This is a genomic window from Ruegeria sp. ABM4_193, assembly GCF_056158705.1.
The window spans coordinates 2,512,177-2,537,569 of record NZ_JBSWTT010000001.1; the positions used below are offsets into that span (position 1 = coordinate 2,512,177).

A 25,393-nucleotide genomic window follows, 5' to 3' on the forward strand; every position below is an offset into this window, starting at 1 on the left:
GGTTATTCGCCGCGTGGGAACCGGGCGTTTTCCTCGACGATGTTCAGATCCATGTGATTGCGCATGTAGCGTTCCGATGCTTTCTGCAGCGGCTGGTAATCCCATGGGTAATATCCGCCTTGCCGCAGCGCTTCGTACACGACCCAGCGCCGCGCCTGGCTGGCGCGGACGTCGGCGTCAAAGCGATCCAGATCCCAACGGGCTTCGGATTTAGCGCGCAAGGTTTGCAGCGTACCCGCATGTTCGGGACCGTCTGCAAGATTGGTGAGTTCGTGCGGGTCGGCCTCGAGATCAAACAGCTGATCCGGGTCCAACGTGCAGCGGTTGTATTTCCACTTGCCATAGCGCAGCGATACCAGCGGCGCGTAGGATGCCTCGGCGGCGTATTCCATAGCCACCGGCGCGGTGCGTTCGACACCTTTCGCCAGCGGAACGAGGTTTTCGCCGTCCGTCCATGGCGCGATTTCATCCATGTCGACACCTGCCAAGGCCCCAAGGGTCGGGGTTACATCGATTGTGGAAACCGGCGTGTCGATCCGCCCGGCAGGCAGATCAGGGGATGAAATCATCAGCGGCACACGCGCGGAACCTTCGTAGAAGTTCATTTTGAACCACAAGCCGCGTTCGCCCAGCATGTCACCGTGATCCGAGACAAACAGGATGATCGCCTCTTGACGGGTTGTTTCCAATACTTCGATGATCTCACCGATCTTGTCGTCCAGATAGGAGATGTTTGCGAAATAGGCGCGGCGGGATTTGCGAATGTCTTCTTCGGTGATGTCAAAACTGCGCCAGTCATTGGCGTCGAAGATCCGCTTGGCGTGCGGGTCCTGATTGTCGTAGCCGATATCAGCGACCTCGGGCAGAAGATGCTCACAATCCTCGTACAAGTCCCAATACTTGCGGCGGGCGACGTATGGGTCGTGGGGATGCGTAAAGCTGACGGTCACACACCATGGACGTTCATCCTTGCCGCGCGCCAGATCATAAAGCTTGGCCTTGGCGTTATAGGCAACCTCGTCATCGTACTCCATCTGGTTGGAGATTTCGGCAACACCCGCGCCGGTGACGGAACCCATGTTGTGATACCACCAGTCGATCCGCTCGCCCGGTTTGCGGTAATCCGGCGTCCAGCCGAAATCGGCCGGGTAGATGTCGGTGGTCAAACGATCCTCGAACCCGTGCATCTGGTCGGGGCCGACGAAATGCATTTTGCCGGACAGGCAGGTATAGTATCCCGCCCTGCGCAGGTGGTGTGCATAGGTGGGAATGTCGCTGCGGAACTCGGCTGCGTTGTCATAGACGCCGGTGCGCGAAGGCAGTTGGCCGGACATGAAGCTGGCCCGCCCCGGTGCGCATAACGGCGAGGCCGTGTAAGCGTTGGCAAACCGGGTCGACCGTTCGGCCAGTTTCTTTAGGTTCGGGGCATGAAGCCAGTCTGCGGGACCGTCGGGAAAGAGGGTTCCGTTCAGCTGATCCACCATCAGGATCAGAATGTTTGGTTTTGTCATTTTTCGGCCTCGAGCAGAGTGTTGAGCACGCGCATTGCGTGGTTCACCGCCAATTGCGGCTCTTCCGGGGCGCTGAGAGCCGCTCGGATGTATAGCCCATCAATCAAGGCGATCATGTTTTCTGCCGCCTCAACCGGATCCTTCATCTTGGGGCGAAGCGCATCGATAAGGTTCGAACGGATGCGCGCTTGATAGACCTGCCAAAGGCGCAGCGCGTCATCATTGGTTTGCGCCAGAACATAAAAGGTCATCCACGCGGCAATCACGTCCGGTGTGAAACATGAGGGGGCAAAGCACGCCTGAATGATTGCTTTTGCTCGCTCCTCGGGCGCGGCCGCCTTTAACTTTGCGCGCGCCTCTTCGCCAAAATCCGTCAGGATTTGACGCATGGCTGCCAAAAATATCTGATCCTTGCCGCCAAAATAGTGATGCGCCAGTGCACTGGACATGCCTGCTCGTTTCGCAATCTGGCTGACTGTCACATCAAGGGATTTCTGCACGCCCAATTCGGCAATCGTGGCACGGACAATTGCATCCCGGCGGATCGGCTCCATTCCTACTTTAGGCATCATTCCCCCCTGAACAGGCGTTATGATCCCAAATTAGGAGTTTTTTATTGACTCGTCAATCAATGAAAGGCGCGGTAGGACCTACCTCATAGCTTCGGCGCAATACTCGGAGGCGTCAAGTCTCGGCGATTCAGCACGGCTTCGCGCCATGAGATGAAGCTGACAGCGCATAAGATCAAAGTTCCACCGGCAACGACCCAAACATCCACGCTTTCGTGAAATACAACAGCGCCCAGCAATGTGGCCCAGATTAGCTGAAGAAAAGTAATCGGCTGCGTGACGGCCACTGGTGCAGCTTGCAATGCCAAGGTCATGAAATAATGCCCGGCAGTGGCAAAACAGGCTACCAGAAACAGAACCCCGAGATCGCGAAGGCTGGGCTGAGTCCAGACCGCCACAGCAAAGGGGATCAGTGCTAATGTCACCCAAATCGAAAGATGCGCAACAACAACCGAAGGTGGCACATCGCGCACCAACAGCTTAGCCAGCAGGTACGAACCGCCCAGCGTCAAAGCTGTGCCCAGCATCGCCAGATGCCCCGGAGACACCTCTCGGAAGCCCGGTCGCAGGATGATCAACACCCCGACCAAAGCAACCAGAATTGCTGCGATCCGCCGAAAGGCCAGTTTTTCGCCCAGAAAAAGGGCTGCCCCCAAAGTCACGTAGACGGGTGTCATGTAGTTCATAGCCGTAACTTCAGCCAACGGGATCTGCGTCATGGCAAAGAACCACAGCATCACCGCAACAGCATGAACCACACCCCGCACGCCGAACAGAGTCAACAAACGGGGCGTTAGCCGTGTTGCCATGATCGACCGCAGAGCCGGAAGCAAGAAAACCAGCCCCAAAGCGTATCGCAGAAACGCTGCCTGAATCGGGTTCATGGTCGTCCCCAAGGACTTCACCAAAGCCGTCATCACAACAAAAGACAGCCCGGCGGAAAACATCCAGAACATGCCTGCTATGGGGCGGGATGAAACGGCGTGTGAAGTCATGGCTTAGGTTGAACACCGAAACCCGGTCAGGAACAACCCTTCACATGACAACAAGTTTCAGTGCGATCCCCAGCATGACAACGCCAATCCCGGCATCCAGCACCTGCCACGCCCTCGGGCGGGTAAAAACAGGCGACAGAACGCCTGCTCCGTACCCTAGCGAGAAGAAGAAGACAAAGCTGGACGTCATTGCGCCCAGTGCAAACCCCAGACGGTCGTCATACTGCGCCGAGATTGAACCGATCAGCACGACAGTGTCCAAATAGACATGCGGGTTCAGCCAGGTGAAGGCGAGCACCGTGAGAAGCGCAGTTTTCAAGCTGGTGCGCTGACCATTGCCGATCTCCATCACTGCGCCACCCTGCCAGGCCGAGCCAAGGCTACGCAGCCCATACCAGGTCAGAAACGCGGCACCGCCATAGCGCATCACGGTTTCGAACCATGGCACCGCCTGCGCCAGAGTGCCAAAACCGGCCACTCCCGCGCCGATCAAAACAGCATCGGACACAGCACAGGTCAGGCACAGAATGAAAACATGCTCGCGCCGCAGTCCCTGCCGCAGGATAAAGGCATTTTGCGCACCGATCGCAAGGATCAGGCTGAAACCCAGTGCAAAACCGGCAATCATGGATGTTGGCATGGAACCTCCTGAACCTTTCCAAGCGTTGACTAAGCCCCTTGGCTTGACCTATCAAATTAAAGATTCTGCTCTGACTTAAGAAACTCTAATGCTGCTGGATCCAAACCAACTGTCCGCATTGTCAGCCATCCTGCGCCTTGGGAGCTTTGAAGCCGCCGCTGCGGAACTGGCTGTCACGCCTTCTGCAGTTTCCCAGCGGATCAAAGCGCTGGAGGATCGGGTCGGCGCATCCTTGATCCATCGGGTTACACCTTGCACCGGAACGCCCGCAGGGTTGCGTATTGCCCGCTATGCCGAGGATGTCGGTCTTCTTGAGGCGCAACTTGCCCGCGAACTGGCGTTGGAACAGAACCCGCGATCCGGGCGGGTGCGCATAGCGGTGCCTGCAGATGTTCTGGCCACATGGTTTATCGATGCAATGGCGCAAGTGCCCGACATGCTGTTCGATTTAGTCGTTGACGACCAGGACCATTCAGCGGATTGGCTGAAACGCGGAGAGGTCAGCGCAGCCGTCACTGTGGGCGGGCGTCCCGTGACAGGATGTGACGTGACGGCGCTGGGTGTGCTGCGGTACCTGCCCACAGCCAGCCCTTCCTTCATCAACACGTGGTTCAAGGATGGTGTGAACGAGGGCACGCTTAGCAAAGCGCCCTGCCTGGTTTTCAACCAAAAGGATGGTTTGCAAAAGGCATGGCTGTCGCAATACATCGCGGGCCAGATGTCGCCGCCGTTTCATTTCCTGCCATCCTCGAACGGCTTCGTGGATGCTGCGATTGCCGGGCTGGGATGGGGTATGAACCCAGCGGCCCTGGCCAAAGACGCCTTGGAACAAGGGCGGTTGCTGCCCCTCCTGGCCAATGCTCCGCTGGATGTTGCCCTCAGCTGGCAGGTTGGTCGCGTACTTGCACCTGCCCTCAAACCGCTTACACATGCGGTTCAACGTGCCGCCAAGCAGGTCCTGCTGCCGCCCAGCGCGAACTGATCGCACACCAAAGTTTCGGAGGAACCGATGTTTTCACGCGATGCCCTCAGCTATGATCCCATTCCATTGCCTGACCGGTCCGAGATCAGCGATGCTGACATGCAAGGTGCCGCACAAGAGTTCTACGACAAGATGCGCCAGCGCCACACGGTGCGAGATTTCAGCCTCCGCCCCGTGGACCGTTCTGTGATCGAAACGTGTCTGCGTACGGCGGGCACCGCGCCGTCTGGCGCCAATCATCAACCCTGGCATTTTGCTGCGATCTCGGCCCCTGACCTAAAGCAGCGCATCCGGGAAGAAGCTGAAGAAGAGGAGCGCCGGTTCTACGCAGGCGGCGCAGGTGACGAATGGATAAAAGCGTTGGAGCCCATCGGCACCAACGCTGTCAAAGAACATCTGACTATTGCACCCTGGCTGATCGTGGTGTTCGCCCAGCGCTGGGGACACTTCGAAGATGGGACGCGGTACAAGAACTACTACGTGCCGGAAAGCGTGAACATTGCCACCGGGTTTCTGCTGGCTGCGCTGCACCACGCGGGCCTCAGCACTTTGACCCATACCCCGAATCCGATGCGGTTTCTGAACGATGCACTGGACCGCCCTGCATCGGAAAAACCGACAATGATCATCGCAGTAGGTCACCCTTCGGAAAACGCAACGGTACCTGCGGTGGCAAAGCTGAAGAAACCGCTTGAGGAGATTTCTTCGTTCTTCTGAAGGCCACTGGATTATTCCTGCGAAAGGGGCGCGTCCTTCTGTACGGGTGACATCATGCGATAGCATGTCGCGCAGGCCACCAAACTGGCGGCAACGATGAAGCCGACCGCCAAGGCGACCTCGTGCATATGCGCGACAGCGGCCAAGGCCGCCGAGAGCAGAACCGCGAACAATCGTGTGAACGACTTGATCGCGGCTGATCCCTGCACACGTTGTTCCTTGGGCGCGACATCCAGAAAATATAGTTTTCGCGCACTACTGATCCCTGTCACTGCGACCGTGACAACAAACAACGCGACGGCATGCAGATGAACCTCGTGATCGATGCCCAAGTAGTGGAACGCCAAAAGAACAGTTCCGGTCGCTGCCACCATCAAGGTGCCAACCACCATGACGGCGCGATGAGACTTCATGTTCACGATTTGCCACAGCGGTCCGGAAACGAGATACCCCGAGGCGGAAGACACGATCATCGCAGTCAGACCTTTCGCCGAACTGTGATGCGCCTCGGCCGCGATGAGCGCGAAAAACGGGACAGATAGCGAGACTGCCACCAAAGGGATACGCATGGCCATGTAACGCCGAAACCAGGCCTGCTCGAACATACCCAGAATACCTTGAACATTGGACCTGAGCGACAACCTTGTTTTGGTTTCAGTCGGTTTTGCCGGTGCGGCAGAGCGTGCATTCTCTGTCATCGCCAGCATCAACAGACCCGATAGCAGAAAGAACGCGACAGACACGCCGATCATTGTGGAATGGCGTGAGAAGGGTGGGTTTTCCTTGGTGATCTGATGCACCAGCAATGCAAGGCCAATGGCACATAATCCACCTCCGCCAAGCTGCAGATAGTGCATAACCATGCGAGATCGGGAATGGACATGATCGCCCAGCAGATCGGTGAACATCAGGTTCTGAACCTCGTCGACCAGACCGATCACAAAAAAGACTGAAACGAAAACTACGGCGATCAAAGGGACGACGCCGGTCGCGGCTGCGGCCATTGCAAGGACAAGACAGGCACCGATAACGGCCTCGGTTATGGCAATTGCGCGCTTCTTTTGCGGTTTTGCTGCAATGGATTGCGCCAGAAAGAAATCGGAAATCATGCTTCCAACCATCCGCACCGAAACCAGCGCGCCTGCCACAAACATGGGCAGTTCGAAAGACACCGCCAGAAACGGCAATACCACCGATGGGCTGCCCAGCGTCCACGCAACCTGTGACACAATACTCTGGCCGGTCAGAACCGGTACATTGCGCTTGGCGGTATCAGGTGTTTCGGATGTCATTGGCCTTTCGGTTGCGCCTTCCCTGCGGATCAACACCCGCCCAGCCTATGCGTTTACGGGGATTCAGCCAATAACCCTCAGAATTTGTGCCAAAACGAAAAAACCCGACCAGATTGGCCGGGCTTCGTATTGGCGATTTGCAGCAGCTCAGAGCTGAGCCATCACTTCGTCAGTGGCTTCGAAGTTGGTTGTGACGCGCTGCACGTCGTCATCGTCTTCCAGCGCATCGACCAGCTTCATTAGCTTTTGCATGTCTTCCAGACCCAACTCGGTCGTCGTAGTCGGTTTCCAAACCAGCTTGGTGGATTCTGATTCACCCAGTGCTTCTTCCAATGCGTTTGACACATCGTTCAGGTCAGTGTCCGCACACCAGATGATATGGCCATCTTCCGAGCTTTCGACATCTTCGGCACCGGCTTCGATCGCGGCTTCGAAAATTGTGTCTGCATCGCCAGCATCCGCCTGATAGACAACTTCGCCCTTACGGTCGAACATAAACCCGACCGAGCCCGTCTCGCCCAGATTTCCACCGTTCTTGGAAAAGGTCGAGCGCACGGTCGAAGCGGTGCGGTTGCGGTTGTCTGTCATGGTCTCGACGATCACCGCGACACCGTTCGGGCCGTAACCCTCGTAGCGGATTTCTTCGTATTCGTCGCCTTCACCTGCAACCGATTTCTTGATTGCGCGGTCGATCACGTCCTTGGGCACCGAGTTCGACTTTGCCTCTTTCACCGCCAGACGCAGGCGCGGGTTCTTGTCGGGATCGGGGTCGCCCATCTTGGCGGCCACTGTGATCTCTTTCGACAGTTTGGAAAACAGTTTGGACCGCGCGGCGTCCTGACGTCCCTTGCGGTGCTGGATGTTGGCCCATTTGGAGTGGCCTGCCATAGTGCGTCCTCGTCATCGTGATTACGTGTTCGGCGCTCATATAGACGTTTGCAGGGGGCGGGATCAAGAGAGCGACTTGCTCCTTGCGAGGCTGGGACTATGGTGACTGTATGACGACAGATCAGATTATTCTTTTTGCGCTATTCATTACGGTTTTTGGAATGCTGCTTTGGGGTCGGTTTCGTTACGACCTTGTGGCTTTTGCCGCACTGATGATCGGTGTCGTGCTGGGTGTTGTGCCAGTGGATGACGCTTTTGCAGGGTTCGGCCACCCGGCCACCATCATCGTGGCGCTGGTTCTGGTCGTCTCTGCCGGTTTGGTCCGGTCAGGGGCGGTGTTCATGATCACCCGCACATTGGTCGATGCCTCACGTGGGCTGGGCGCGCATATTGCGCTGATGGGCGGGATCGGTGCGGTCTTGTCAGCCTTCATGAACAACGTGGCTGCGCTGGCTTTGCTGATGCCGGTGGACATCCAAACCGCGCGCAAGGCGGGGCGATCAGTGGGTCTGTCGCTGATGCCGCTGAGCTTTGCCACCATTCTTGGGGGGATGGCAACACTGATCGGCACCCCTCCGAACATCATCATCGCTTCGATCCGGGCCGAGACGCTGGGCGAGCCGTTTCACATGTTCGATTTTGCGCCCGTGGGCGGGATAGCCGCAATTGCGGGTCTTGCCTTTGTCGCTCTGGTCGGCTGGCGTCTGATCCCAAATCGCGGGCCGCAAACTGAAACATCGGAAGCATTGGCGGAGTATATAGCCGAGCTAACTGTCCCCCCTGAATCCGCGCATATCGGCAAACGCGTCAGCGAGCTTTATGAGGCCGCTGAAAAGTCCGACGTCGCCATCATCGGTCTGATCCGCGATGGCAAGCGGCGTTATGGCCGATCCGCCCATGCCACGTTGAAAGAGGGCGACGCATTGGTTCTGGAAGCCCGGCCCGAGGCGTTGGACGAATTTCGCGCCGCGCTGAACCTCGACTTCTCGGACACGCGACGGCAAGAAGTGTTGACGGCAGAAGGTGACGGATTGGACGTCATCGAAGTGGTCGTACCGGAAAGCGCTCGTGTCACCGGACGCACCGCACAGGGTCTTGGACTGGCCTGGCGGCAGAGTACAGTGCTGATGGGCATCTCACGTCAGGGGCGACAAATCACCCAACAGGTTCGCAAAACCGAGGTAGAACCCGGCGATATCCTGCTGCTGCTCTGCCCGCGCGACCGCGCGGCGGATGTCACCGAATGGTTGGGCTGCCTGCCCCTTGCCGGACGCGGTCTGAACGTCACAGCAAACGATAAGGCGTGGCTTGCCATTGGGCTGTTCGCTGCTGCGGTTTTGGCCGCAAGTGTGGGACTGATCTATTTGCCCATTGCCCTTGGACTGGTGGTCATTGCCTATGTGCTGACCAAGATCATGCCGATTGCGGATATCTACAATCACATTGAATGGCCGGTGGTTGTCCTCCTGGGTTCGATGATCCCACTCGGCAGTGCTTTGGAGACTTCTGGCGGGACTGAATTGATCGCAAATGCGCTGATCCAGCTGACCGATGGCCTGCCCGCCTGGGCGATCCTGACTGTGCTGATGGTCGTAACCATGACTTTGTCGGATGTGCTGAACAACACCGCCACCGCCATTGTCGCCGCGCCGGTCGGAATACAAATGGCCCGCACGCTCGAGGTTTCGCCCGACCCATTCCTGATGACGGTTGCCGTAGCTGCCTCGGCCGCGTTCCTCACGCCAATCGGGCACAAGAACAATACGCTGGTTCTGGGCCCCGGAGGCTATCGGTTCGGCGATTACTGGCGCATGGGTCTGCCGCTTGAGGTGCTGATCATCGCGGTTTCCATACCTGCCATCCTTGTCTTCTGGCCGCTTTGACGGGTAAAGGCAGCACATGAAACGCTTTTTTATCCTTCAACTGCGACCTGAAACGGATGCATCCGACGCCGAATATGCTTCGATTCTGGACAAGACTGGCCTTGCTCCCGAGCAAACCCACCGTATCCGGCTGGATTGTGAGGACCTACCTGAAAGTTTGGACGTAACAGACTATGCAGGTGTCATCGTTGGCGGTGGTCCCGGCTGTGTCAGCGATGATCCCGCGACGAAATCTGAACTGGATGCAAAGATCGAAGGTGCGGTCATGGGGCTCATGCCGCAGATCACGGCGCAGGATCACCCCTTCATGGGCTGCTGCTATGGTTTGGGCGTTCTGGCCGCACATCTGGGCGGTGACGTGAGCAAAGCCCAGTACAGCGAACCCGTCGGGCCGTCGGCCTGCCGCCTGACGGAAGATGGTGCCAATGATCCACTGACAGCCGGGCTGATCCCGGAATTCGACGCCTTCGTTGGTCACAAGGAAGCTGTTCAGGCATTGCCTGAAGGCTGCGTGCATCTTGTCGCCTCAGACCCCTGCCCATTTCAGATGATCCGCTTTGGTCAGAACGTCTATGCCACGCAGTTTCACCCCGAAGCGGATGCAAAAGACTTCGAACAGCGCATCAATATCTACAAGCATCACGGCTATTTCCCGCCCGAAGATGCCCAGCGTTTGATCGACATCTGCAACGCCGCAGACGTCACCCAACCCGGCGAAATCCTGCGCCGTTTCGTCGAACGCTACAAGTGACCCAACGGCGCGGTTGCCTGCGCCTTTCATGCTCGCATAGGCTGATCCGAAACGACTTTGGGAGGAGTTGTTCTTGGACTTGCTCATCAATGTTGGCCTGCCGATCTCGCTGGCCATTATCATGCTGTCACTTGGCATTGGTCTCGAGACCGCAGATTTCCGGCGCGTACTGAGCCGAAAATACCCGTTTGCAATCGGTGCGGTCTGTCAGGTGGTGCTTTTGCCCATCGCTGCATTCCTCACCGTCACTCTATTTGGCCTGCCCCCTGAAATCGCAGTTGGCTTCATGCTGCTCAGCTTTTGCCCCGGCGGTGTGACCAGCAATATTCTGACCAAATTGGCAAAGGGCGACGTGGCGCTTTCCGTCAGCCTGACTGCGGTGATCAGCATCTTGTCAATCCTGACAGTGCCCTTTCTGGCCGCGTGGTCCATCACCTATTTCATGGGGGAAAACGCACCTGATGTGTCGATCAGCGGCCTGGCCATTGCCATGTTTCTGATCACAACCCTTCCCGTCGCCATCGGGGTCGTAGTTCGCAGGTTTGCAACCGGGTTTGCAAACCGTATCGAGAATGGGCTTTCAAAGCTCGCAACCGCTTTGTTCGTATTGATCGTTGTGGCCGCCCTGGCCGGGAACTGGCAGATTTTTATTGATAACCTGGGCATCATGGGCGCCGGTCTGATCTCGCTTAACGTTGCCCTTTTACTTATCGGGCTGGGGATCGCACGCGCTGCAAATCTGTCATGGGCCGAGTGTAAAAGCATATCAATTGACACTGGCATCCAGAACTCGACACTGGGCATTACACTGGCGGCCCTTATTACAGGCACAGAGAGCGGATTTAGCCCTCTGGCCCTGCCGTCCGCAGTCTACGGGATCACGATGTATGCCGTCGTGTTGCCGTTCCTCGTTTGGTTTCGCCGACGCTGAAAGGACAGTTTATGACCAAGAACACAGCAGATGCGATTGTCGTCGGCGCGGGCCTGGCTGGATTGGCAGCAGCGGCTGAACTGGGTGACCGAGGCAAGAAGGTGATCATTGTCGATCAGGAGCCCGAGAGCTTTCTGGGTGGTCAGGCGTTCTGGAGCCTCGGTGGTTTGTTCATGGTCGACACTCCGGAACAACGCCGGATGGGCATACACGACAGCCAAGAGCTTGCCCTTCGTGACTGGATGGGCAGCGCACAGTTCGACCGCGCGGAAGACGCCTGGCCCCGCAAATGGGCCGAGAGTTATGTCGAGTTTGCGGCTGGTGAAATGCGCCCGTGGTTGCACGAGATGGGTTTGCGCTGGTTTCCGGTCGTAGGTTGGGCAGAACGCGGTGGCTCTTATGCGAACGGGCATGGCAACTCTGTCCCGCGTTTTCACATCACTTGGGGCACTGGTCCCGGCGTTCTGGAGCATTTCATCCGACGTGTGAAAGAACATGCCAGCGCCGGTCTGATCCAAATGAAGTTCCGCCATCAGGTCAGCCACATCATCATGCAGAACGGCACTGCCAAAGGCGTATCTGGCGAGGTTTTGGCCGACGACACCGCCCAACGTGGCGGCAAGACCAACCGGGACGAAGTGGGTGAGTTCGAGGTTTATGCGCCGTCGGTCATCGTTACCTCGGGCGGTATCGGCGGTAACTTTGAAATGGTTCGGCAGAACTGGCCCAAAGATCGTCTTGGTGAACCGCCAAAAGACATGGTGGCTGGTGTGCCCTTTCATGTCGACGGCCGCATGATCGGGATCAGCGAAAAAGCGGGCGGACACGTCATCAATGGCGACCGCATGTGGCATTACACCGAAGGCGTCCGCAACTGGGATCCGATCTGGCCTGCCCATGGCATCCGCATTCTGCCCGGCCCCAGCTCAATGTGGTTCGACGCCAAAGGGAACCGTCTAGAACCACCCTGCTTGCCGGGATTCGATACGTTGGGGACGTTGAAGGAAATCCTGAAAACAGGGTACGAGTACAGCTGGTTTGTTCTGACCCAAAAGGTCATCAAGAAGGAATTCGCGCTGTCTGGGTCGGAACAGAACCCCGATTTCACCTCGGGCAGTTGGAAAGAAGTGATCCGTCAGCGCATCCTGTCCGGGTCCAAGGCAACCGCCCCGGTCGAGGCGTTCAAAGAACATGGCGAGGATTTCGTCGTGGCCAACACGCTGACCGAACTGGTCAACGGGATGAACCATCTGGGCGGTGGGTTGATCGACGAAGCGCACTTGCGTGGGCAGATCGAAGCGCGCGACTCGCAGGTCGACAATCCTTTCTCGAAGGACGCCCAGATGATGGCGATTCTGGCCGCCCGAAACTATCGCGGAGACAAGTTGATCCGCACTGCCAAACCGCACAAGTTCCTCGACCCGGCCAACGGTCCGCTTATTGCGGTTAAGCTGCACGTCCTGACCCGCAAAACGCTGGGGGGGCTACAAACCAACCTTGACAGCCAGATGATCGGGGAAGATGGAAACGTGGTGCCCGGCCTGTTCGCCGCAGGCGAAGTCGCCGGTTTTGGCGGAGGCGGCTATCACGGGTACAACGCGCTGGAAGGAACCTTCCTGGGCGGATGCATCTTTTCGGGGCGCAACGCAGGGCGGTCTAGGGCCGTCGCCTGACGGCCTTGCAGCTCTATTTACGGACCAGCTTGATCACAGGCTCTCCCTCAGCATCAAGGAGAGCCAGCGCATCCCCCTCCATCGCAAAGGATGTGATGGCCTGCATCGACTTCAGAAACGCGCGCTCAACCTCATCCAATTCGGGCGGGCAAGCCATGAGGGTTGCGGCCATGTTGTCCGGAAAGGTAATCCGGTTGCCCGAAACCTCTGCCTGACCATTGAAACGGTTGCAGCCGCCACTGCCCCCAAAGGCCCCGCCTTGCCCAAAGCTCAGTTCGGGGCGTCTTTCAGCCTGCAGCGGTGCGCCGTTTAGTGTTGCCGCGACCCATTCGGTGTTCTCAAGTGTTGCGCTTTTTTGGCTTTGAACCTGGACCAGCAACAGGTCAGCCGAGTTCCCCGCTTCGTTTGTCAGGACAGGATAAACCGTGTCTGTAGTGAACAACAGCTTTTGCCCCTGCGTGACCGTCGCGCGCACCGCATAGCTGTGCCCTTCCTTGATCAACGCGTCATCATAGGTCAGTTCAAACTGCGCAGGCACACCTGTCAGCGCGTATCGTTGCGCCGAGAGTGTTACGGCTGGTGCATCGGCCAGCGAAATATCCTGAAGCTCGACAAACAGGGTTGCGTCAGGTGGAAGCGCAATACGCTCGCGGTAGGTTGCAGTTCCCTCAATCGTACCGGCCATTGCGGCACCACTGATCATGGTTGCAATTGCTGCGCCTGCCAATGTGGCTTGGGCTGCTGTCAGCATGGCAAATCCCCTTTGCAAATCACATTCACAAAAGATTGTGTGTCACCCGGGATTTACAAGTCTAGCAGTTTACGAGTGGCGATTCCGCGCCGACATTAGATAGGCCAGATCAACGGGATAAGCAGGGACGCCAGCAATCCGACCGTCAGGTTCAACGGGACGCCCACCTTCAAGAAATCGGTAAACCGATAGCCGCCGGGACCGTATACCATCATATTCGTCTGATAGCCGATCGGCGTCGCAAATGATGCCGAGGCCGCAACCATGACAGCGACGACAAGGGGGCGCGGGTCCATCCCAACAGCCTGAGCCAGCCCGATTGCAATCGGTGTAACAACGACGGCCACGGCATTGTTTGAGACCAGCTCGGTCAGGACCGAGGTCAACAGATAAACCGCCCATATGATCAGGAACGGTGGCAAGGCACCTAGCCCGGGCGCAACGGCCTCGACGATCAGCGACACCGCGCCAGAGTTGTCCAGTGCCGCACCGATGGCGAGCATGGCAAAAATCAATGCCAACAATCGACCCTCCACAAAGGAAAACGCTTCGTCCGCGTCAATGCAGCGGGTCATCAGGACCACAGCGACCGCTACAATCGACAACAGAAGGATCGGCGCGATGCCCAGCGCGGCCAGGGCGACAATCCCGACAAGCGCACCAATTGCAATGGGTGCGTGACGACGGCGGAAAGCCCGCGCGGACGGTTGTGTAACGTCGACCATGTCCATTTCCGCTGCAAGGCGCTGGATGTCTGAGGGTGCACCTTCCAGCAGCAGGGTGTCACCGACGCGAACCACCAGTTCGTCCAACTGACGACCGATGTTTTGATTGCGGCGATGAACGGCCAAGACATAGACGCCATAGCGCCTGCGCAGTCGCAGCATGCCCAAGGCCCGTCCCACCATCCGGCAACCGGGCGTGATCAGCACCTCGACCGTCTTGGTTTCAACGGCAGACACCTGGTCCACGCGCTTGAGTTCCTTGTTGCTTTGCAAGCTCAACAACTCGGTCATCTCGGTCCGCAACACGACACGGTCGCCGACCCGCAGTTCGACGCCTTTCAGGTTACGCCGAAGAGATTCATCCCCTCGGAGAACATCGATCAAGCGTACACCCGGCCGCTTGAACAATTGAACACCTGTCACCTCGCGCCCAATGAGGTTGCTGTCTGGCGGAATGACGGCCTCGGTAAAGAACTTCATCTTCGACCGGTCGCTGAGCAGCGACGCCATGCTGTCGCGCTCGGGCAAAAGCTTGGGCGCAATGAAGCGCAGGTAGAACATCCCATAGATCACAAGGACGATCCCCAGTGGCGTGACTTCGAAGATTGTAAAGGGTGTCATCCCTTGTGCGCGTGCTACACCATCGACCAGCAGGTTGGTCGATGTGCCAATCAGCGTCAGTGTGCCGCCCAGAATGGCGGCATAACTCAACGGAATCAGCAGTTTGGACGCGGGCACATTCAGGGTGCGGGCGATTTGCACGAATACAGGAATCATGACCACCACAACTGGCGTGTTCGACACTACAGCCGAGGCCACAACAACAAACCCCATGAGCAAACCAATCGCGATACGTGGATTCACCTGCGCCTGCTTCTGCGCGGTTGAAGTGAACGAGTCCAACGCCCCCGTTCGCACCAAGGCCCCCATGATGATGAACATCGCCGCAATGGTCCACGGCGCAGGATTGGACAAAACCGCCAATGCGCTTTGATAGGGCAGGATACCAGTCACAAGCATCAGCGAGACGCCTCCGATGGCCACAACCTCGGTCGGATACACCTCGCGCAGGAACATGATGAACATGCCCGCAACAATAAGCAGCGCCAGAACTGCGCTGCCCGTGTCTGTCAGTGAAAGGAAATTCATTCGTGGTATTCTGTCCGAACCCGGGCCCAAGCGCCTGATGACATGCAGTTTCACGCATTGCGCGCAGCAGAGCAAGCCTGACGTTGATTATTCGGGCCCAGCCTGCTCCAAACGCCCGCCGACGCGCACCATTTGAACAGTTTTAGCCTGACCGTCACGATCATCGGTCTCCACGAACACGCCGCTCAGCGTGGCTTCACCGTTTGCAGGGGTGAACCGCGCCTTGGGCATACCGGTGATGAAGCGGCGCATCGGTTCCTGCTTGTCCATCCCAATGACCGAGTCGTAGTCTCCGCACATACCGGCATCTGTCAGATACCCTGTACCACCCGGTAGAATCTGAGAATCCGCGGTCGGAACATGGGTATGCGTTCCTACAACGAGGCTGGCACGCTTGTCGCAGTAGTGGCCCATCGCCATTTTCTCGGACGTCGCCTCGCAATGCATGTCCACGATAATGGCTTGCGCCTGCCCCCCGCGAGGGTGGGATTTCAGGATCGGTTCGATGGCCGAGAACGGGTCGTCAAAGGGCCGCTTCATGAAAACCTGTCCCAGCACCTGCACGACCAGAACCTTGCGCCCACCCGGTGCATTGAACAGCCGATGACCCCGCCCCGGCGCGCCTTTGGCAAAATTCACTGGGCGCACGATGCGCTGCTCTTTCTCGATATATTGCAACATGTCCTTCTGATCGAAGGCATGATCACCCAGCGTCAGGCAATCCGCACCCGCATCCAAAAGCAGCTTGGCGTGATCGCCGCTGAGTCCCATACCGTTCGACGCGTTTTCGCCGTTGACCACAACAAAATCCAGCCGCCATTCGTCGCGCAGGCGCGGCAAGTGCTGCTGAACGGCGGCGCGACCCGCGCGCCCCATGACGTCACCAAGAAACAAAATCCTCATGATCCGGGTCGTAGGGGCTGTGCAGGGCAATAACAAGGCGGAAGCATGAAATTTGCCGCCGAGTTGAGGGTTGAATCCACATTCAGCCGTGGCAATGTATTGAAACAGCGTTTGAATATAGAAGGAATTCTTCGTGAAATCTCTAGTTTTATTGACCGCCAGCGTCTTTGTCGCTACGTCCGCCGCTGCCGAAGGCACCAAAACCTCCATGCCCAACCCTGCGGCAACATTTTGCATCGAAAACGACGGGACGTATCAACTTCGGAAAAACGAAGATGGCAGCGTCTACGGCGTCTGTATCCTTAAAGACGGCACCGAAGTGGATGCCTGGGATTACTTACGCAGCCATTTCGAGCAATAACAGCTAGAAGGTCAGCACCCGACTTTCCGTGATGACCATGTCCAACGGTTGGTCTGTTGACTCCAACGGCAGGCCCTCGGCCTCTTGCGCGTCAAAGGCGAAACCGATGGCCAGCGTCGGGCGTTTGGCGCGCAAACCTTCTAGCGTGCGATCATAGAACCCGCCGCCATAGCCCAGCCGACCGCCATTTGCATCAAACGCGACCAGCGGCACGACCAGAATCTCGGGATCGAAATAGTCATCCACCTCGGGCACTTTGGCACCAAACGGGCCATCTTTCAGCACACCTTCGGGCGTCCAGCGAGAGAATTTCAAAGGTTGACCAGCGGCCTGAATGACCGGTACGCCAACCGGCCCGTAAGCCGATGCCTCGGCCATCGCGGGCAGAGGGTCGATCTCGGTTCTGATGGGCATATAGCCTGACATGGGTACGCCCCGGTGCCCCGCCAGAACCTCGGACAACCGTCCGGCTGCACCGGGCAAACGCGTATCGAATGCAGCCTTGCGGCGCGCAAAGGCCGCCTTACGGGCTGCGGCTTTGATTTCGGTCAGATCGGTCACAAGAGCACCACGCTGGCAAGGCCAAGAAAGATGAAGAACCCCATGACATCCGTTGTAGTCGTCACGAAGGTTCCGGACGCCAGCGCCGGGTCAACACCCAAACGGTCCAGCACGACAGGTACTACCGTACCCGCGAACCCGGCGATGATCATGTTCACGACCAAGGCCGATCCGATCACGACACCCAGCAGCGGAGAATCGAACCACAACATCCCCACGGTTCCCAACACGATGGCAAAGCACAGCCCATTGAGCATGCCGACCAACAATTCGCGCCGGATAACACGCATAACGTTTGCATTGGTCAAGTCGCGCGTCGCCAGAGCACGCACCGCCACCGTCAGCGATTGCGTGCCCGCATTGCCCCCCATCGACGCCACAATCGGCATCAGGATGGCAAGTGCGACCAGTTGATCAATCGCAGCCTCGAACTGTGAAATCACCAGCGAGGCACAGATCGCGGTACATAGGTTCACCGCCAGCCAAGGCAACCGCCGCCGACTGGTCGCTGCGACACTGTCGGAAATGGAGCTTTCGTCACTGACACCGGCAAGACGCAGGATGTCTTCTTCGTGCTCTTCATCCAGAACCACCATCGCATCGTCGATGGTGATGACACCAACCAGACGTCCATCTGCGTCCACAACCGGGGACGAGATCAGGTGGTACTGATTGAAGGCATACGCCACGTCCTCCTCGTCCTGATCGACAGGGATGATGTGGAACTCCTCTTCCGTCAGATCATGCAACGGCACCTCACGTCGGGCCGCCATCAGCTTGCCCAAAGTCACCTGCGCCACTGGCTTCAGGCGCGGATCGACCAGCACCACGTGATAAAACTGCTCGGGCAGATCATCATTGGCGCGCATGAAATCAATCGTTTGCCCGACGGTCCAATGCTCGGGCGCCATGACGACCTCGCGCTGCATGAGACGGCCGGCCGAATTTTCAGGGTAGGACAGCGCCTGTTCGGCGGCGATCCGTTCGGAATCCTCCAGCGCATCCAGGATGGTTTCCTGCTGAGGCTCCTCAAGGTCTTCGAGCAGGTCAACGACGTCGTCGCTTTCCATCTCGCGCACAGCGTCCGCAAGAACATCAGGCTTCAGGACTGAGATCACCTCTTCCCGAACCGATTCATCCAGTTCGGACAGGATGTCGCCGTCGAATTCCTTGTCATACAGGCGGATCAGGCGGGCCCGGTCAAACGGGTTGATCTGTTCAAGAAGGTCAGCGATGTCAGCCGCGTGCAACGGCTCCATCAACTCGATCAGCTTTTCGCGATCATCGATATCCACCGCATAGAGGATCGCAGCCACTGCTTTGGGATCCAGTGCGTAAGCGTCGTCCTCCCGGGGCAGATCGTGTCCGGCTTCGTCACTGCCTGTCGTCATGCGCTGCCCCCTTTATTCGGCGATTGGCTTCTAAATAGAAGAAGCAGCTACCGGAAAACAATGACAATGCGCCGATTTACCCACTTCTTTCGTCCGCCTATGCTGATGCGTGGTTCCAAACAGGTGGAGAACAGGGCAAATGGCGCAAAAGACGCTTTTGAAAGGGCGCGTTCTGAGCTTTAACGGCTCACCCTTTGACGGAGAGCCGACCGACGCCACGCGGTTGGACGAAGCGGTTGTGATAGAAGACGGGCGCATCGCAGATTTTGGCGCCGTCGATGCTTTGGCGCTGGCTCATCCTGATGCGGTCACCAGGGATCACGGTAATCATCTGATCATGGCCGGTTTTGTTGACCCGCATGTGCATTACCCGCAGACGGCAATGATTGCCAGTTGGGGAAAGCGGCTGATTGACTGGCTGAACACCTACACCTTCCCGGAAGAGATGAAGTTTGGCGATCCCGTCTATGCAAGTGAAATCGCCAATCGCTATCTGGATCTGACCACCGCACATGGCACCACCACGATGTGCAGCTTTTGCACAATCCACCCCGAAAGTGTGGATGCATTCTTTACGGCTGCGCAGCAACGTGGACAGCGGGTGGTGGCGGGCAAGACCTGCATGGATCGCAATGCGCCCGAAGGTCTTCGCGATACGGCTCAGACCGCCTATGACCAATCTGCCGCGCTTCTGGAAAAGTGGCATCGTATCGACCGGCTGTCCTATGCCATCACCCCGCGCTTTTCGCCGACCTCAACCCCCGAACAGCTTGAGGCGATGGGCGCGCTTTGGGCAGAGCATCCTCATTGCCTGATGCAAACCCATCTGAGCGAGCAAACAGATGAAATCGAATGGGTTCAGTCTCTGTTCCCCGACGCGCGGGACTATCTGGACACTTACGAGAAGTTTGGCCTGCTGGGTCAAAACGGCCTGTACGGGCACGTCATCCATCTGGAGGACCGAGAGCGCGATCGGCTGCGCGAAGTTGATGCCTCACTGATCCACTGCCCCACTTCGAACACCTTCATCGGGTCGGGTTTGTTTGACATGAGCGGTCTGATCCATGATGGCCACCGCATCGGTCTGGCCACGGACACAGGCGGCGGGTCCAGTTTCTCGATGCTGCGCACAATGGCGGCGGCCTATGAGATCGGCCAACTGCGTGGCCGCCCGCTGCATCCGGCGCAATTGCTGTGGCTGGGCACAGTCGGGTCCGCGCGTAGCCTGCGCATGGATGACTGCATCGGCAATGTCGCACCGGGGATGGAGGCGGATCTGGTTGTGCTGGACCTCGCCTCGACCCCAGCCATCGCCCAGCGCGAGGCCCATGCAAACGATGTGTGGGAGGCAGTCTTCCCGACAATCATGATGGGTGATGATCGGGCCGTGGCCGAGGTTTGGATCGGCGGGCAACAGGTTGCTTAAGCCTGCAACGCCCGCGCAAGCGCATTCTGACGCTCGATCACACGGGGCAGATCAATCGTAGTGATATGCCCATCCCGTACGACCTGACGGCCTTCTACAAACAGATGCTTAACGGTCATCGGTCCCGCGAGAAGCAACGCGGCAGGATCCCAACTGCCTGCGCTTTCGATGCAGCCTGTGTCCCACACCGCGATATCCGCGCGTTTGCCGGGCATAAGTCGGCCGCAATCAGTGCGGCCCAGCACATCGGCCCCGCCACGCGTCGCGATCTCTAACGCTTCGCGGGCCGACATGGCATCTGCACCATTGGCGACTCGCTGCAGCAGCATCGCCTGTCGGGCTTCCAGCATCAGGTTGCCATTGTCGTTGCTGGCCGACCCATCCGCGCCAAGGCCAACCTTGACGCCTGCATCCCGCATTGCACGCACCGGCGCGATGCCAGACCCAAGGCGGCAATTGGAACAGGGGCAGTGGGCCACACCTGTTTTGGTGCGTGAAAACAGATCAATCTCGGCCCCATCCAGTTTGACGCAATGGGCGTGCCAGACATCGGGACCGGTCCAGCCTAAATCTTCGGCATACTGACCGGGGCGGCACCCGAACTGCGCCTGCGAATAAGCGATGTCCTCATCATTTTCAGCCAAATGTGTATGAAGCATCACACCTTTGTCTCGCGCCAGCAAAGCTGCATCGCGCATCAGCTCACGGCTGACAGAGAACGGCGAACACGGGGCAAGGCCAACGCGGCACATCGACCCTACTGACGGGTCATGAAACGCGTCAACAACCCGGATCATATCGTCCAGAATGGCGGCTTCCTGTTCAACAAGGCTGTCCGGCGGCAGTCCACCATCGCTCTCGCCGATGCTCATCGCGCCACGCGTTGGGTGGAACCGCATCCCCAGCTCGGACGCAGCAGAAATCGTGTCTTCGAGCCGCGCGCCGTTGGGGTAGAGATAAAGATGATCAGAGCTGAGCGTACAACCCGACAGCGCCAGTTCAACCAAGCCAATCTGGGCCGAAGTGAACATCTCGTCCGGTCCGAACCTTGCCCAGATCGGGTAAAGCGTTTGCAGCCACCCAAACAGCAACGCATCCTGACCGCCCGGAACGGCACGGGTCAGGGTTTGGTAAAGGTGGTGATGAGTGTTCACCAGACCGGGTGTCACCAGACAGCCCGAGGCATCGTGAACTTCGCCCTGCGTGTGCAAGCCCTTCCCGATCTGGGCAACCTGCCCGTCGCGGATCAGAATGTCAGCCCCAGACAACTCCCGCCGGGTGTCATCCATCGTCAGGATAAGGTCAGCGTTCTTGAGTAGGATTTCGGTCATATCGCTCTCCTGCATCTGCCCGTTTCATGCAAGGAGTGCGTTGGCCGGCGGAAAACGGGCTCAAGAACCGGCTATATCCGGTTTAACCGCCATTCGTGTGCGCGGCAACAGTGTTCAGAAATGGCGCAGTATCTCAAGGGCGGCGGCATGAATGTCCGCGTTTGCAGCTGCCAAGGCACGACCACCATCATGCGCTGGGCCACCTTGCCAATCTGTCACGATCCCGCCTGCCGCTTGAATGACCGCTATGGGCGCTTGAATGTCGTAAGAGTTCAAACCTGCTTCGATCACCAGATCCGCCTGCCCCGCCGCAAGCAGCGCATAAGCATAGCAATCCATTCCATACCGCGTCAGTTGCACCTGCTCGGATACCGTCTGAAACCCTTTCCGGTCTTCCAAGGTCCCAACTTCGGGAAACGTAGTAAACAGAGTTGCCTGATCCAGTGTATTGGTATCGCGGGTTTTCATACTGCGGGTGCCCAACGGACCAGAAAAATGAGCGCCGGATGGCGATCCCACAAAGCGCTCTCCTATATAGGGCTGATCAATGACCCCCATAAACGGCCCATTCTGATCGCTCAGCGCAATAAGAACGCCCCAGGTTGGTGTGCCGCTGATAAATCCGCGTGTGCCGTCAATAGGGTCTAGAACCCAGGTTCGGCCGCTGCTGCCTATAAGCTCACCAAACTCTTCACCCAGAATGCTGTCTTCGGGGCGGCGCAGGGCTAAAACCTCTCGCATCGCCTTTTCGGCTGCACGGTCAGCCACTGTGACCGGATCAAACCCATCGGTCAGCTTATTTGCTGTTTCCAGATTGGTTTGACGAAAAAAGGAAGAATGGCCGCGCGCGCTGCGTCAGCCATTTCTTCGGCGATTTCGATGTCGTTCAAAGCTGTCGGTTGCATGGCCCACAGGTGCGAGCAACGCCCAACAAAGTCAAGTCACTCAGGCGACGTCGCTGAGAACCCGCGCCAGTTCGAACAGACGGCGGCGCTGGTTTTCCGGAATCGCATAGTAAGAACGCACCAGATCCAGCGCTTCCTTGTCGCCCATAAGATCGGCAGGAACAGATTTCTTTTCCGCGTCGCTTTTTTGCGCTTCTTCCAGTCCTTCGAAGAAAAAGCTGACTGGCACTTCCAATGCCTCGGCGATGTCCCAAAGGCGGGATGCGCTGATTCGGTTGGCTCCGGTCTCATATTTTTGGATCTGCTGAAACTTGATACCAACTTGTTGCGCCAACTGCTGTTGGGTCATGCCAATCAGCCAGCGGCGATGCCGAACGCGCTTGCCCACATGGACATCGACGTGATGAGTCATTGGTATTCTCCTATACTACACAAACATCTGCGTGGGAGGTCGCGACGTCCGCTATCGCATGCATAGAGGGTTCCCCTTAATTACCCCCTAATACGGACTGTACCGCCCCCTACACAGCACTAAGCGTTTATAATGCCGGTTTTTGAATTTTTTTCAAGACGGTTGAGTCACACACCCTTTAGAAGGGTTGTGGTTGTATAATGAATTACCCAACGCTCCGGATGGCAATGTTGACAAAGGACCTTTTGCTTTCCGGTGCCCGCCGTCATGCTAAATTAATTGACTTTCGCCAACTCACGCGCGCCTATGACCCAAAATGCGAGGAAAGTGATGCGGGCCTATTGCGTTCAATCTGACGGAGCAGCGGCGCAGTTGTGCAATCTTGATGTCCCGGTTCCGGGCCCGGGTCAGGTGCGTGTGGCGATCAAGGCTTGTGGCCTGAACTTTGCCGATCTTCTGATGCAAAAGGGCACGTATCAGGACACGCCCCCTGCCCCGTTTACGCTGGGTATGGAAATAGCGGGTGTCGTGGATGAGGTCGGGCCGGACGTGTCAAGTTTGATGCCGGGTGACCGGATCGCAGTCTATTCTGGGAAGGACGGGCTTGCAGAATTCGGCGTTTTTGACGCGGATCGAGCGATCCCGTTGCCAGATGCCATGCGTTTCGAAGATGCCGCAGCGATACAGATCGCCTATGGCACCAGTCACATGGCGCTGGATTACAGGGCCAGATTGCAACCGGGCGAGACGCTGTTGGTCACCGGTGCGGCGGGCGGCGTTGGTTTGACAGCTGTCGAGATTGGCAAACTTATGGGTGCCAGGGTGATCGCGCAGGCGCGCGGTACGGAAAAGCTCGCCGTCGCCCAGGCCGCAGGGGCTGATCACCTGATCGACACCTCAGAAGACCTGAGAGAGCGCGTCAAAGCGTTGGGCGGCGCAGACGTCGTGTATGACGCCATCGGCGGCGACGTGTTCAAAGCCGCCTTTCGCGCCACCAACCCCGAGGGCCGCTTGCTTCCGATTGGTTTTGCCGGGGGCGAGGTTCCACAGATTCCGGCAAACCACTTATTGGTTAAGAACCTGACCGTTATCGGTTTCTATATCGGCGGATACCTGAAGTTTCGCCCCGAAGCTGTGCGCAACAGCTTCGAGACCCTTTTCCAGTGGCATACAGAAGGGCGGATCAAACCACATATCAGCCACACTCTGCCGCTTGATGACGTCGCTCATGGAATGCAACTTCTGAAAGAGCGGAAGTCGACGGGCAAGATCGTGATCACGCCCTGATCGCATTTACCCCACCACCGCACGCAGCGGTGTGCCACCCAGCATCCGAAAGTTCTGACGCACCAACTGCGCCAACGCCTCGACGACTGCGCCACGGCCCGACTCGCCGCCATAGAGGTTGATCTTGTGGGCCGGCAAGTCAGGCAATGCGCCGCCGGATTCGATTTGTTCAAGGTGCGAGGCTTCGGTTCCGTCCAACATGGCGTGAACTGCAAGATCGGCACTGACCGTGGCTTCAATCGTCCGGTCATTCTCGGTTTCCACTGACAGCTCCCACGGGATTCCAGCGGCATCCAGTGCCGAGATCACCTGCGGTCGGAACAGACATCGACGCCCAAGCGCCAGTGGCAGCGGCTGTTTGCGCCAAGCAGACCCGCCCGGCGCACCAATCCAGCGCAAAGGAAGCTCGGCTATGGTTTCTGAGCCCTCAGCCGTGGATGGCTCAGTTGTTAGGATCAAGTCGCATTCACCACGCTTGTACATGTCTTTCAGTTGGAGCGAATACGACGACACCAATTGCACACGCACACGCGGAAAATCCACGTTGAACCGCTGCAAAACCCGCGGGATCGCCGGATAGACGATGTCATGGGGCACACCCAGAACCACTTCGCCCTCGAATGCCTGATCCGTCAGACGACTGATGACTTCATCATTCAGGGCAATCATCCGGCGGGCATAAGCCAGTAACTGCTCGCCTGACGCCGTCAAAGCGATAGTGCGACCACTGCGATCCAGCAATTCCAAACCCAGCAGCTCTTCCAACCGCTTTAACTGCATGGAAACCGCGGATTGCGTGAGGTGCAAAAATCCAGCGGCGCGTGTGACACCGCCCTGATCCGCAACCGCCACGAAGGATCGCAGGGTCGTAATGTCCAGATTTCGCATCTTCACGATTCCTTATGCGTGTCATCAAAAATATTCGTTTTTAAAATATGTCATATACCTCCATATGAATCAAGGAAATTGATGTCGGATACAGAAAGCATCGAAAAACCTGGAAAGGACAAAGATTATGACCCAAATTGCACTTCATACAACTTGCAGCCCAGCCAAACTGTCCCTGATGTCGCGGTTTTTTCGGGCATTGGAACTTAACCGGCAGCGTCGTGAACTGGCACAACTGGATGATGCCGCGCTTGAGGACATCGGAGTGACCCGCGCTGAAGCCTCTGCCGAGGCGCGTCGGCTCTTCTGGGATGCGCCTGATTTCTGGAAAAGATAAGTTCAAAACTCACTTTTTAACGGCGATGGGTGGCTTTGCATCACCTGTCGCCGAATTTGTTGCGTGTTTTAGTCGGTTTTCGCCCGGAATCTCTTGAAACACAGCCTCTAGTTGCCGATATTTACGGGGAAACC

24 protein-coding genes and 1 pseudogene are annotated in these 25,393 nt (G+C 57.6%); 10 read left to right on the forward strand and 15 right to left on the reverse strand.

Going from position 1 to position 25,393, the window contains the following annotated elements; all coding sequences use genetic code 11:
• Window positions 1-2: 2 nt before the first annotated feature.
• From betC to ACXADZ_RS12560, 4 genes are all read right to left on the reverse strand, one after another.
• Window positions 3-1,511, reverse strand: coding sequence for a choline-sulfatase (gene betC, locus ACXADZ_RS12545; RefSeq protein ID WP_475196785.1), 1,509 nt, complete (start codon window positions 1,509-1,511; stop codon window positions 3-5).
• On the reverse strand, window positions 1,508-2,080 hold the full coding sequence (gene betI, locus ACXADZ_RS12550) for a choline-binding transcriptional repressor BetI (RefSeq protein WP_171092463.1): 573 nt from the start codon (window positions 2,078-2,080) through the stop codon (window positions 1,508-1,510). Before betI ends, betC begins: the two co-directional genes overlap by 4 nt.
• A gap of 86 nt (window positions 2,081-2,166) precedes the next feature.
• Complete coding sequence (locus ACXADZ_RS12555) at window positions 2,167-3,075, reverse strand: DMT family transporter (RefSeq protein ID WP_171092466.1); 909 nt, start codon at window positions 3,073-3,075, stop codon at window positions 2,167-2,169.
• 40 nt (window positions 3,076-3,115) lie between these two features.
• Window positions 3,116-3,715: a LysE/ArgO family amino acid transporter gene (locus ACXADZ_RS12560; RefSeq protein WP_171185085.1), complete on the reverse strand. Its 600-nt coding sequence runs from the start codon at window positions 3,713-3,715 to the stop codon at window positions 3,116-3,118.
• 88 nt (window positions 3,716-3,803) lie between these two features.
• Between ACXADZ_RS12560 and ACXADZ_RS12565 the strand changes: the two genes are divergently transcribed.
• Window positions 3,804-4,697 carry a LysR family transcriptional regulator ArgP gene (locus ACXADZ_RS12565; RefSeq protein WP_171092470.1) on the forward strand — a complete coding sequence of 298 codons (894 nt, stop codon included), beginning with the start codon at window positions 3,804-3,806 and terminating at the stop codon, window positions 4,695-4,697.
• Between the two features lie 27 nt (window positions 4,698-4,724).
• Window positions 4,725-5,414: a nitroreductase family protein gene (locus ACXADZ_RS12570; RefSeq protein ID WP_171105729.1), complete on the forward strand. Its 690-nt coding sequence runs from the start codon at window positions 4,725-4,727 to the stop codon at window positions 5,412-5,414.
• Between the two features lie 11 nt (window positions 5,415-5,425).
• Here the strand turns inward: ACXADZ_RS12570 and ACXADZ_RS12575 are convergent, their stop codons facing one another.
• The gene (locus ACXADZ_RS12575) at window positions 5,426-6,706 is read right to left on the reverse strand and encodes an MFS transporter (RefSeq protein WP_475196790.1); all 1,281 of its coding nucleotides are present in this window, start codon (window positions 6,704-6,706) and stop codon (window positions 5,426-5,428) included.
• Window positions 6,707-6,853: 147 nt separating this feature from the next.
• Window positions 6,854-7,594 carry a YebC/PmpR family DNA-binding transcriptional regulator gene (locus ACXADZ_RS12580; protein ID WP_170352472.1) on the reverse strand — a complete coding sequence of 247 codons (741 nt, stop codon included), beginning with the start codon at window positions 7,592-7,594 and terminating at the stop codon, window positions 6,854-6,856.
• A gap of 110 nt (window positions 7,595-7,704) precedes the next feature.
• On the opposite strand from ACXADZ_RS12580, the gene ACXADZ_RS12585 reads away from it, so the two are divergent.
• The 4 genes from ACXADZ_RS12585 to ACXADZ_RS12600 all read left to right on the forward strand — a co-directional run bounded on the left by ACXADZ_RS12585 (window position 7,705) and on the right by ACXADZ_RS12600 (window position 12,832).
• The gene (locus ACXADZ_RS12585) at window positions 7,705-9,477 is read left to right on the forward strand and encodes an SLC13 family permease (protein WP_475196794.1); all 1,773 of its coding nucleotides are present in this window, start codon (window positions 7,705-7,707) and stop codon (window positions 9,475-9,477) included.
• Window positions 9,478-9,493: 16 nt separating this feature from the next.
• Window positions 9,494-10,228: a glutamine amidotransferase gene (locus ACXADZ_RS12590; protein WP_475196796.1), complete on the forward strand. Its 735-nt coding sequence runs from the start codon at window positions 9,494-9,496 to the stop codon at window positions 10,226-10,228.
• Window positions 10,229-10,301: 73 nt separating this feature from the next.
• Window positions 10,302-11,159 carry a bile acid:sodium symporter family protein gene (locus tag ACXADZ_RS12595; protein ID WP_475196798.1) on the forward strand — a complete coding sequence of 286 codons (858 nt, stop codon included), beginning with the start codon at window positions 10,302-10,304 and terminating at the stop codon, window positions 11,157-11,159.
• 11 nt (window positions 11,160-11,170) lie between these two features.
• Window positions 11,171-12,832, forward strand: a complete 1,662-nt coding sequence (locus tag ACXADZ_RS12600; protein WP_171668784.1) for an FAD-binding dehydrogenase — start codon at window positions 11,171-11,173, stop codon at window positions 12,830-12,832.
• 13 nt (window positions 12,833-12,845) lie between these two features.
• Here the strand turns inward: ACXADZ_RS12600 and ACXADZ_RS12605 are convergent, their stop codons facing one another.
• The 3 genes from ACXADZ_RS12605 to ACXADZ_RS12615 form a co-directional block, all read right to left on the reverse strand.
• On the reverse strand, window positions 12,846-13,583 hold the full coding sequence (locus tag ACXADZ_RS12605) for a YbaY family lipoprotein (protein WP_475196800.1): 738 nt from the start codon (window positions 13,581-13,583) through the stop codon (window positions 12,846-12,848).
• 95 nt (window positions 13,584-13,678) lie between these two features.
• Window positions 13,679-15,457 (reverse strand): SLC13 family permease, encoded by a 1,779-nt coding sequence (locus ACXADZ_RS12610; RefSeq protein ID WP_171092485.1) that lies wholly within the window; start codon window positions 15,455-15,457, stop codon window positions 13,679-13,681.
• Window positions 15,458-15,544: 87 nt separating this feature from the next.
• Window positions 15,545-16,360, reverse strand: a complete 816-nt coding sequence (locus ACXADZ_RS12615; RefSeq protein ID WP_475196803.1) for a TIGR00282 family metallophosphoesterase — start codon at window positions 16,358-16,360, stop codon at window positions 15,545-15,547.
• A 133-nt stretch (window positions 16,361-16,493) separates the two neighbouring features.
• Here ACXADZ_RS12615 and ACXADZ_RS12620 point away from each other — a divergent pair, with 133 nt between their 5' ends.
• Window positions 16,494-16,721, forward strand: coding sequence for a putative hemolysin (locus tag ACXADZ_RS12620; protein ID WP_216602834.1), 228 nt, complete (start codon window positions 16,494-16,496; stop codon window positions 16,719-16,721).
• 3 nt (window positions 16,722-16,724) lie between these two features.
• Here ACXADZ_RS12620 and ACXADZ_RS12625 read toward each other — a convergent pair whose 3' ends face one another.
• Together ACXADZ_RS12625 and mgtE are read right to left on the reverse strand one after the other, a co-directional pair.
• On the reverse strand, window positions 16,725-17,282 hold the full coding sequence (locus tag ACXADZ_RS12625; RefSeq protein WP_171668788.1) for a 5-formyltetrahydrofolate cyclo-ligase: 558 nt from the start codon (window positions 17,280-17,282) through the stop codon (window positions 16,725-16,727).
• The gene (gene mgtE, locus ACXADZ_RS12630) at window positions 17,279-18,673 is read right to left on the reverse strand and encodes a magnesium transporter (protein WP_171092493.1); all 1,395 of its coding nucleotides are present in this window, start codon (window positions 18,671-18,673) and stop codon (window positions 17,279-17,281) included. The genes ACXADZ_RS12625 and mgtE overlap by 4 nt, the downstream gene beginning before the upstream one ends.
• 139 nt (window positions 18,674-18,812) lie before the next feature.
• Here mgtE and guaD point away from each other — a divergent pair, with 139 nt between their 5' ends.
• Window positions 18,813-20,099 carry a guanine deaminase gene (gene guaD, locus ACXADZ_RS12635; RefSeq protein WP_475196807.1) on the forward strand — a complete coding sequence of 429 codons (1,287 nt, stop codon included), beginning with the start codon at window positions 18,813-18,815 and terminating at the stop codon, window positions 20,097-20,099.
• Here the strand turns inward: guaD and ACXADZ_RS12640 are convergent.
• From ACXADZ_RS12640 to ACXADZ_RS12650, 3 genes and pseudogenes are all read right to left on the reverse strand, one after another.
• Complete coding sequence (locus ACXADZ_RS12640) at window positions 20,096-21,430, reverse strand: 8-oxoguanine deaminase (RefSeq protein WP_475196809.1); 1,335 nt, start codon at window positions 21,428-21,430, stop codon at window positions 20,096-20,098. The genes guaD and ACXADZ_RS12640 overlap by 4 nt on opposite strands.
• Before the next feature lie 114 nt (window positions 21,431-21,544).
• Window positions 21,545-22,335, reverse strand: a pseudogene (hisN, locus tag ACXADZ_RS12645) (histidinol-phosphatase).
• A gap of 40 nt (window positions 22,336-22,375) precedes the next feature.
• Window positions 22,376-22,747: a helix-turn-helix domain-containing protein gene (locus ACXADZ_RS12650; protein ID WP_171092502.1), complete on the reverse strand. Its 372-nt coding sequence runs from the start codon at window positions 22,745-22,747 to the stop codon at window positions 22,376-22,378.
• Window positions 22,748-23,077: 330 nt separating this feature from the next.
• On the opposite strand from ACXADZ_RS12650, the gene ACXADZ_RS12655 reads away from it, so the two are divergent.
• Complete coding sequence (locus tag ACXADZ_RS12655) at window positions 23,078-24,034, forward strand: NADPH:quinone oxidoreductase family protein (protein WP_475196810.1); 957 nt, start codon at window positions 23,078-23,080, stop codon at window positions 24,032-24,034.
• A gap of 6 nt (window positions 24,035-24,040) precedes the next feature.
• On the opposite strand, the gene ACXADZ_RS12660 is transcribed toward ACXADZ_RS12655, so the two are convergent.
• Window positions 24,041-24,922 carry a LysR family transcriptional regulator gene (locus ACXADZ_RS12660; RefSeq protein WP_475196814.1) on the reverse strand — a complete coding sequence of 294 codons (882 nt, stop codon included), beginning with the start codon at window positions 24,920-24,922 and terminating at the stop codon, window positions 24,041-24,043.
• Between the two features lie 127 nt (window positions 24,923-25,049).
• Here ACXADZ_RS12660 and ACXADZ_RS12665 point away from each other — a divergent pair, with 127 nt between their 5' ends.
• Entirely contained in the window at window positions 25,050-25,259 is a 210-nt protein-coding gene (locus tag ACXADZ_RS12665; protein ID WP_171092506.1) for a DUF1127 domain-containing protein, read from the forward strand.
• Window positions 25,260-25,393: the final 134 nt, after the last annotated feature.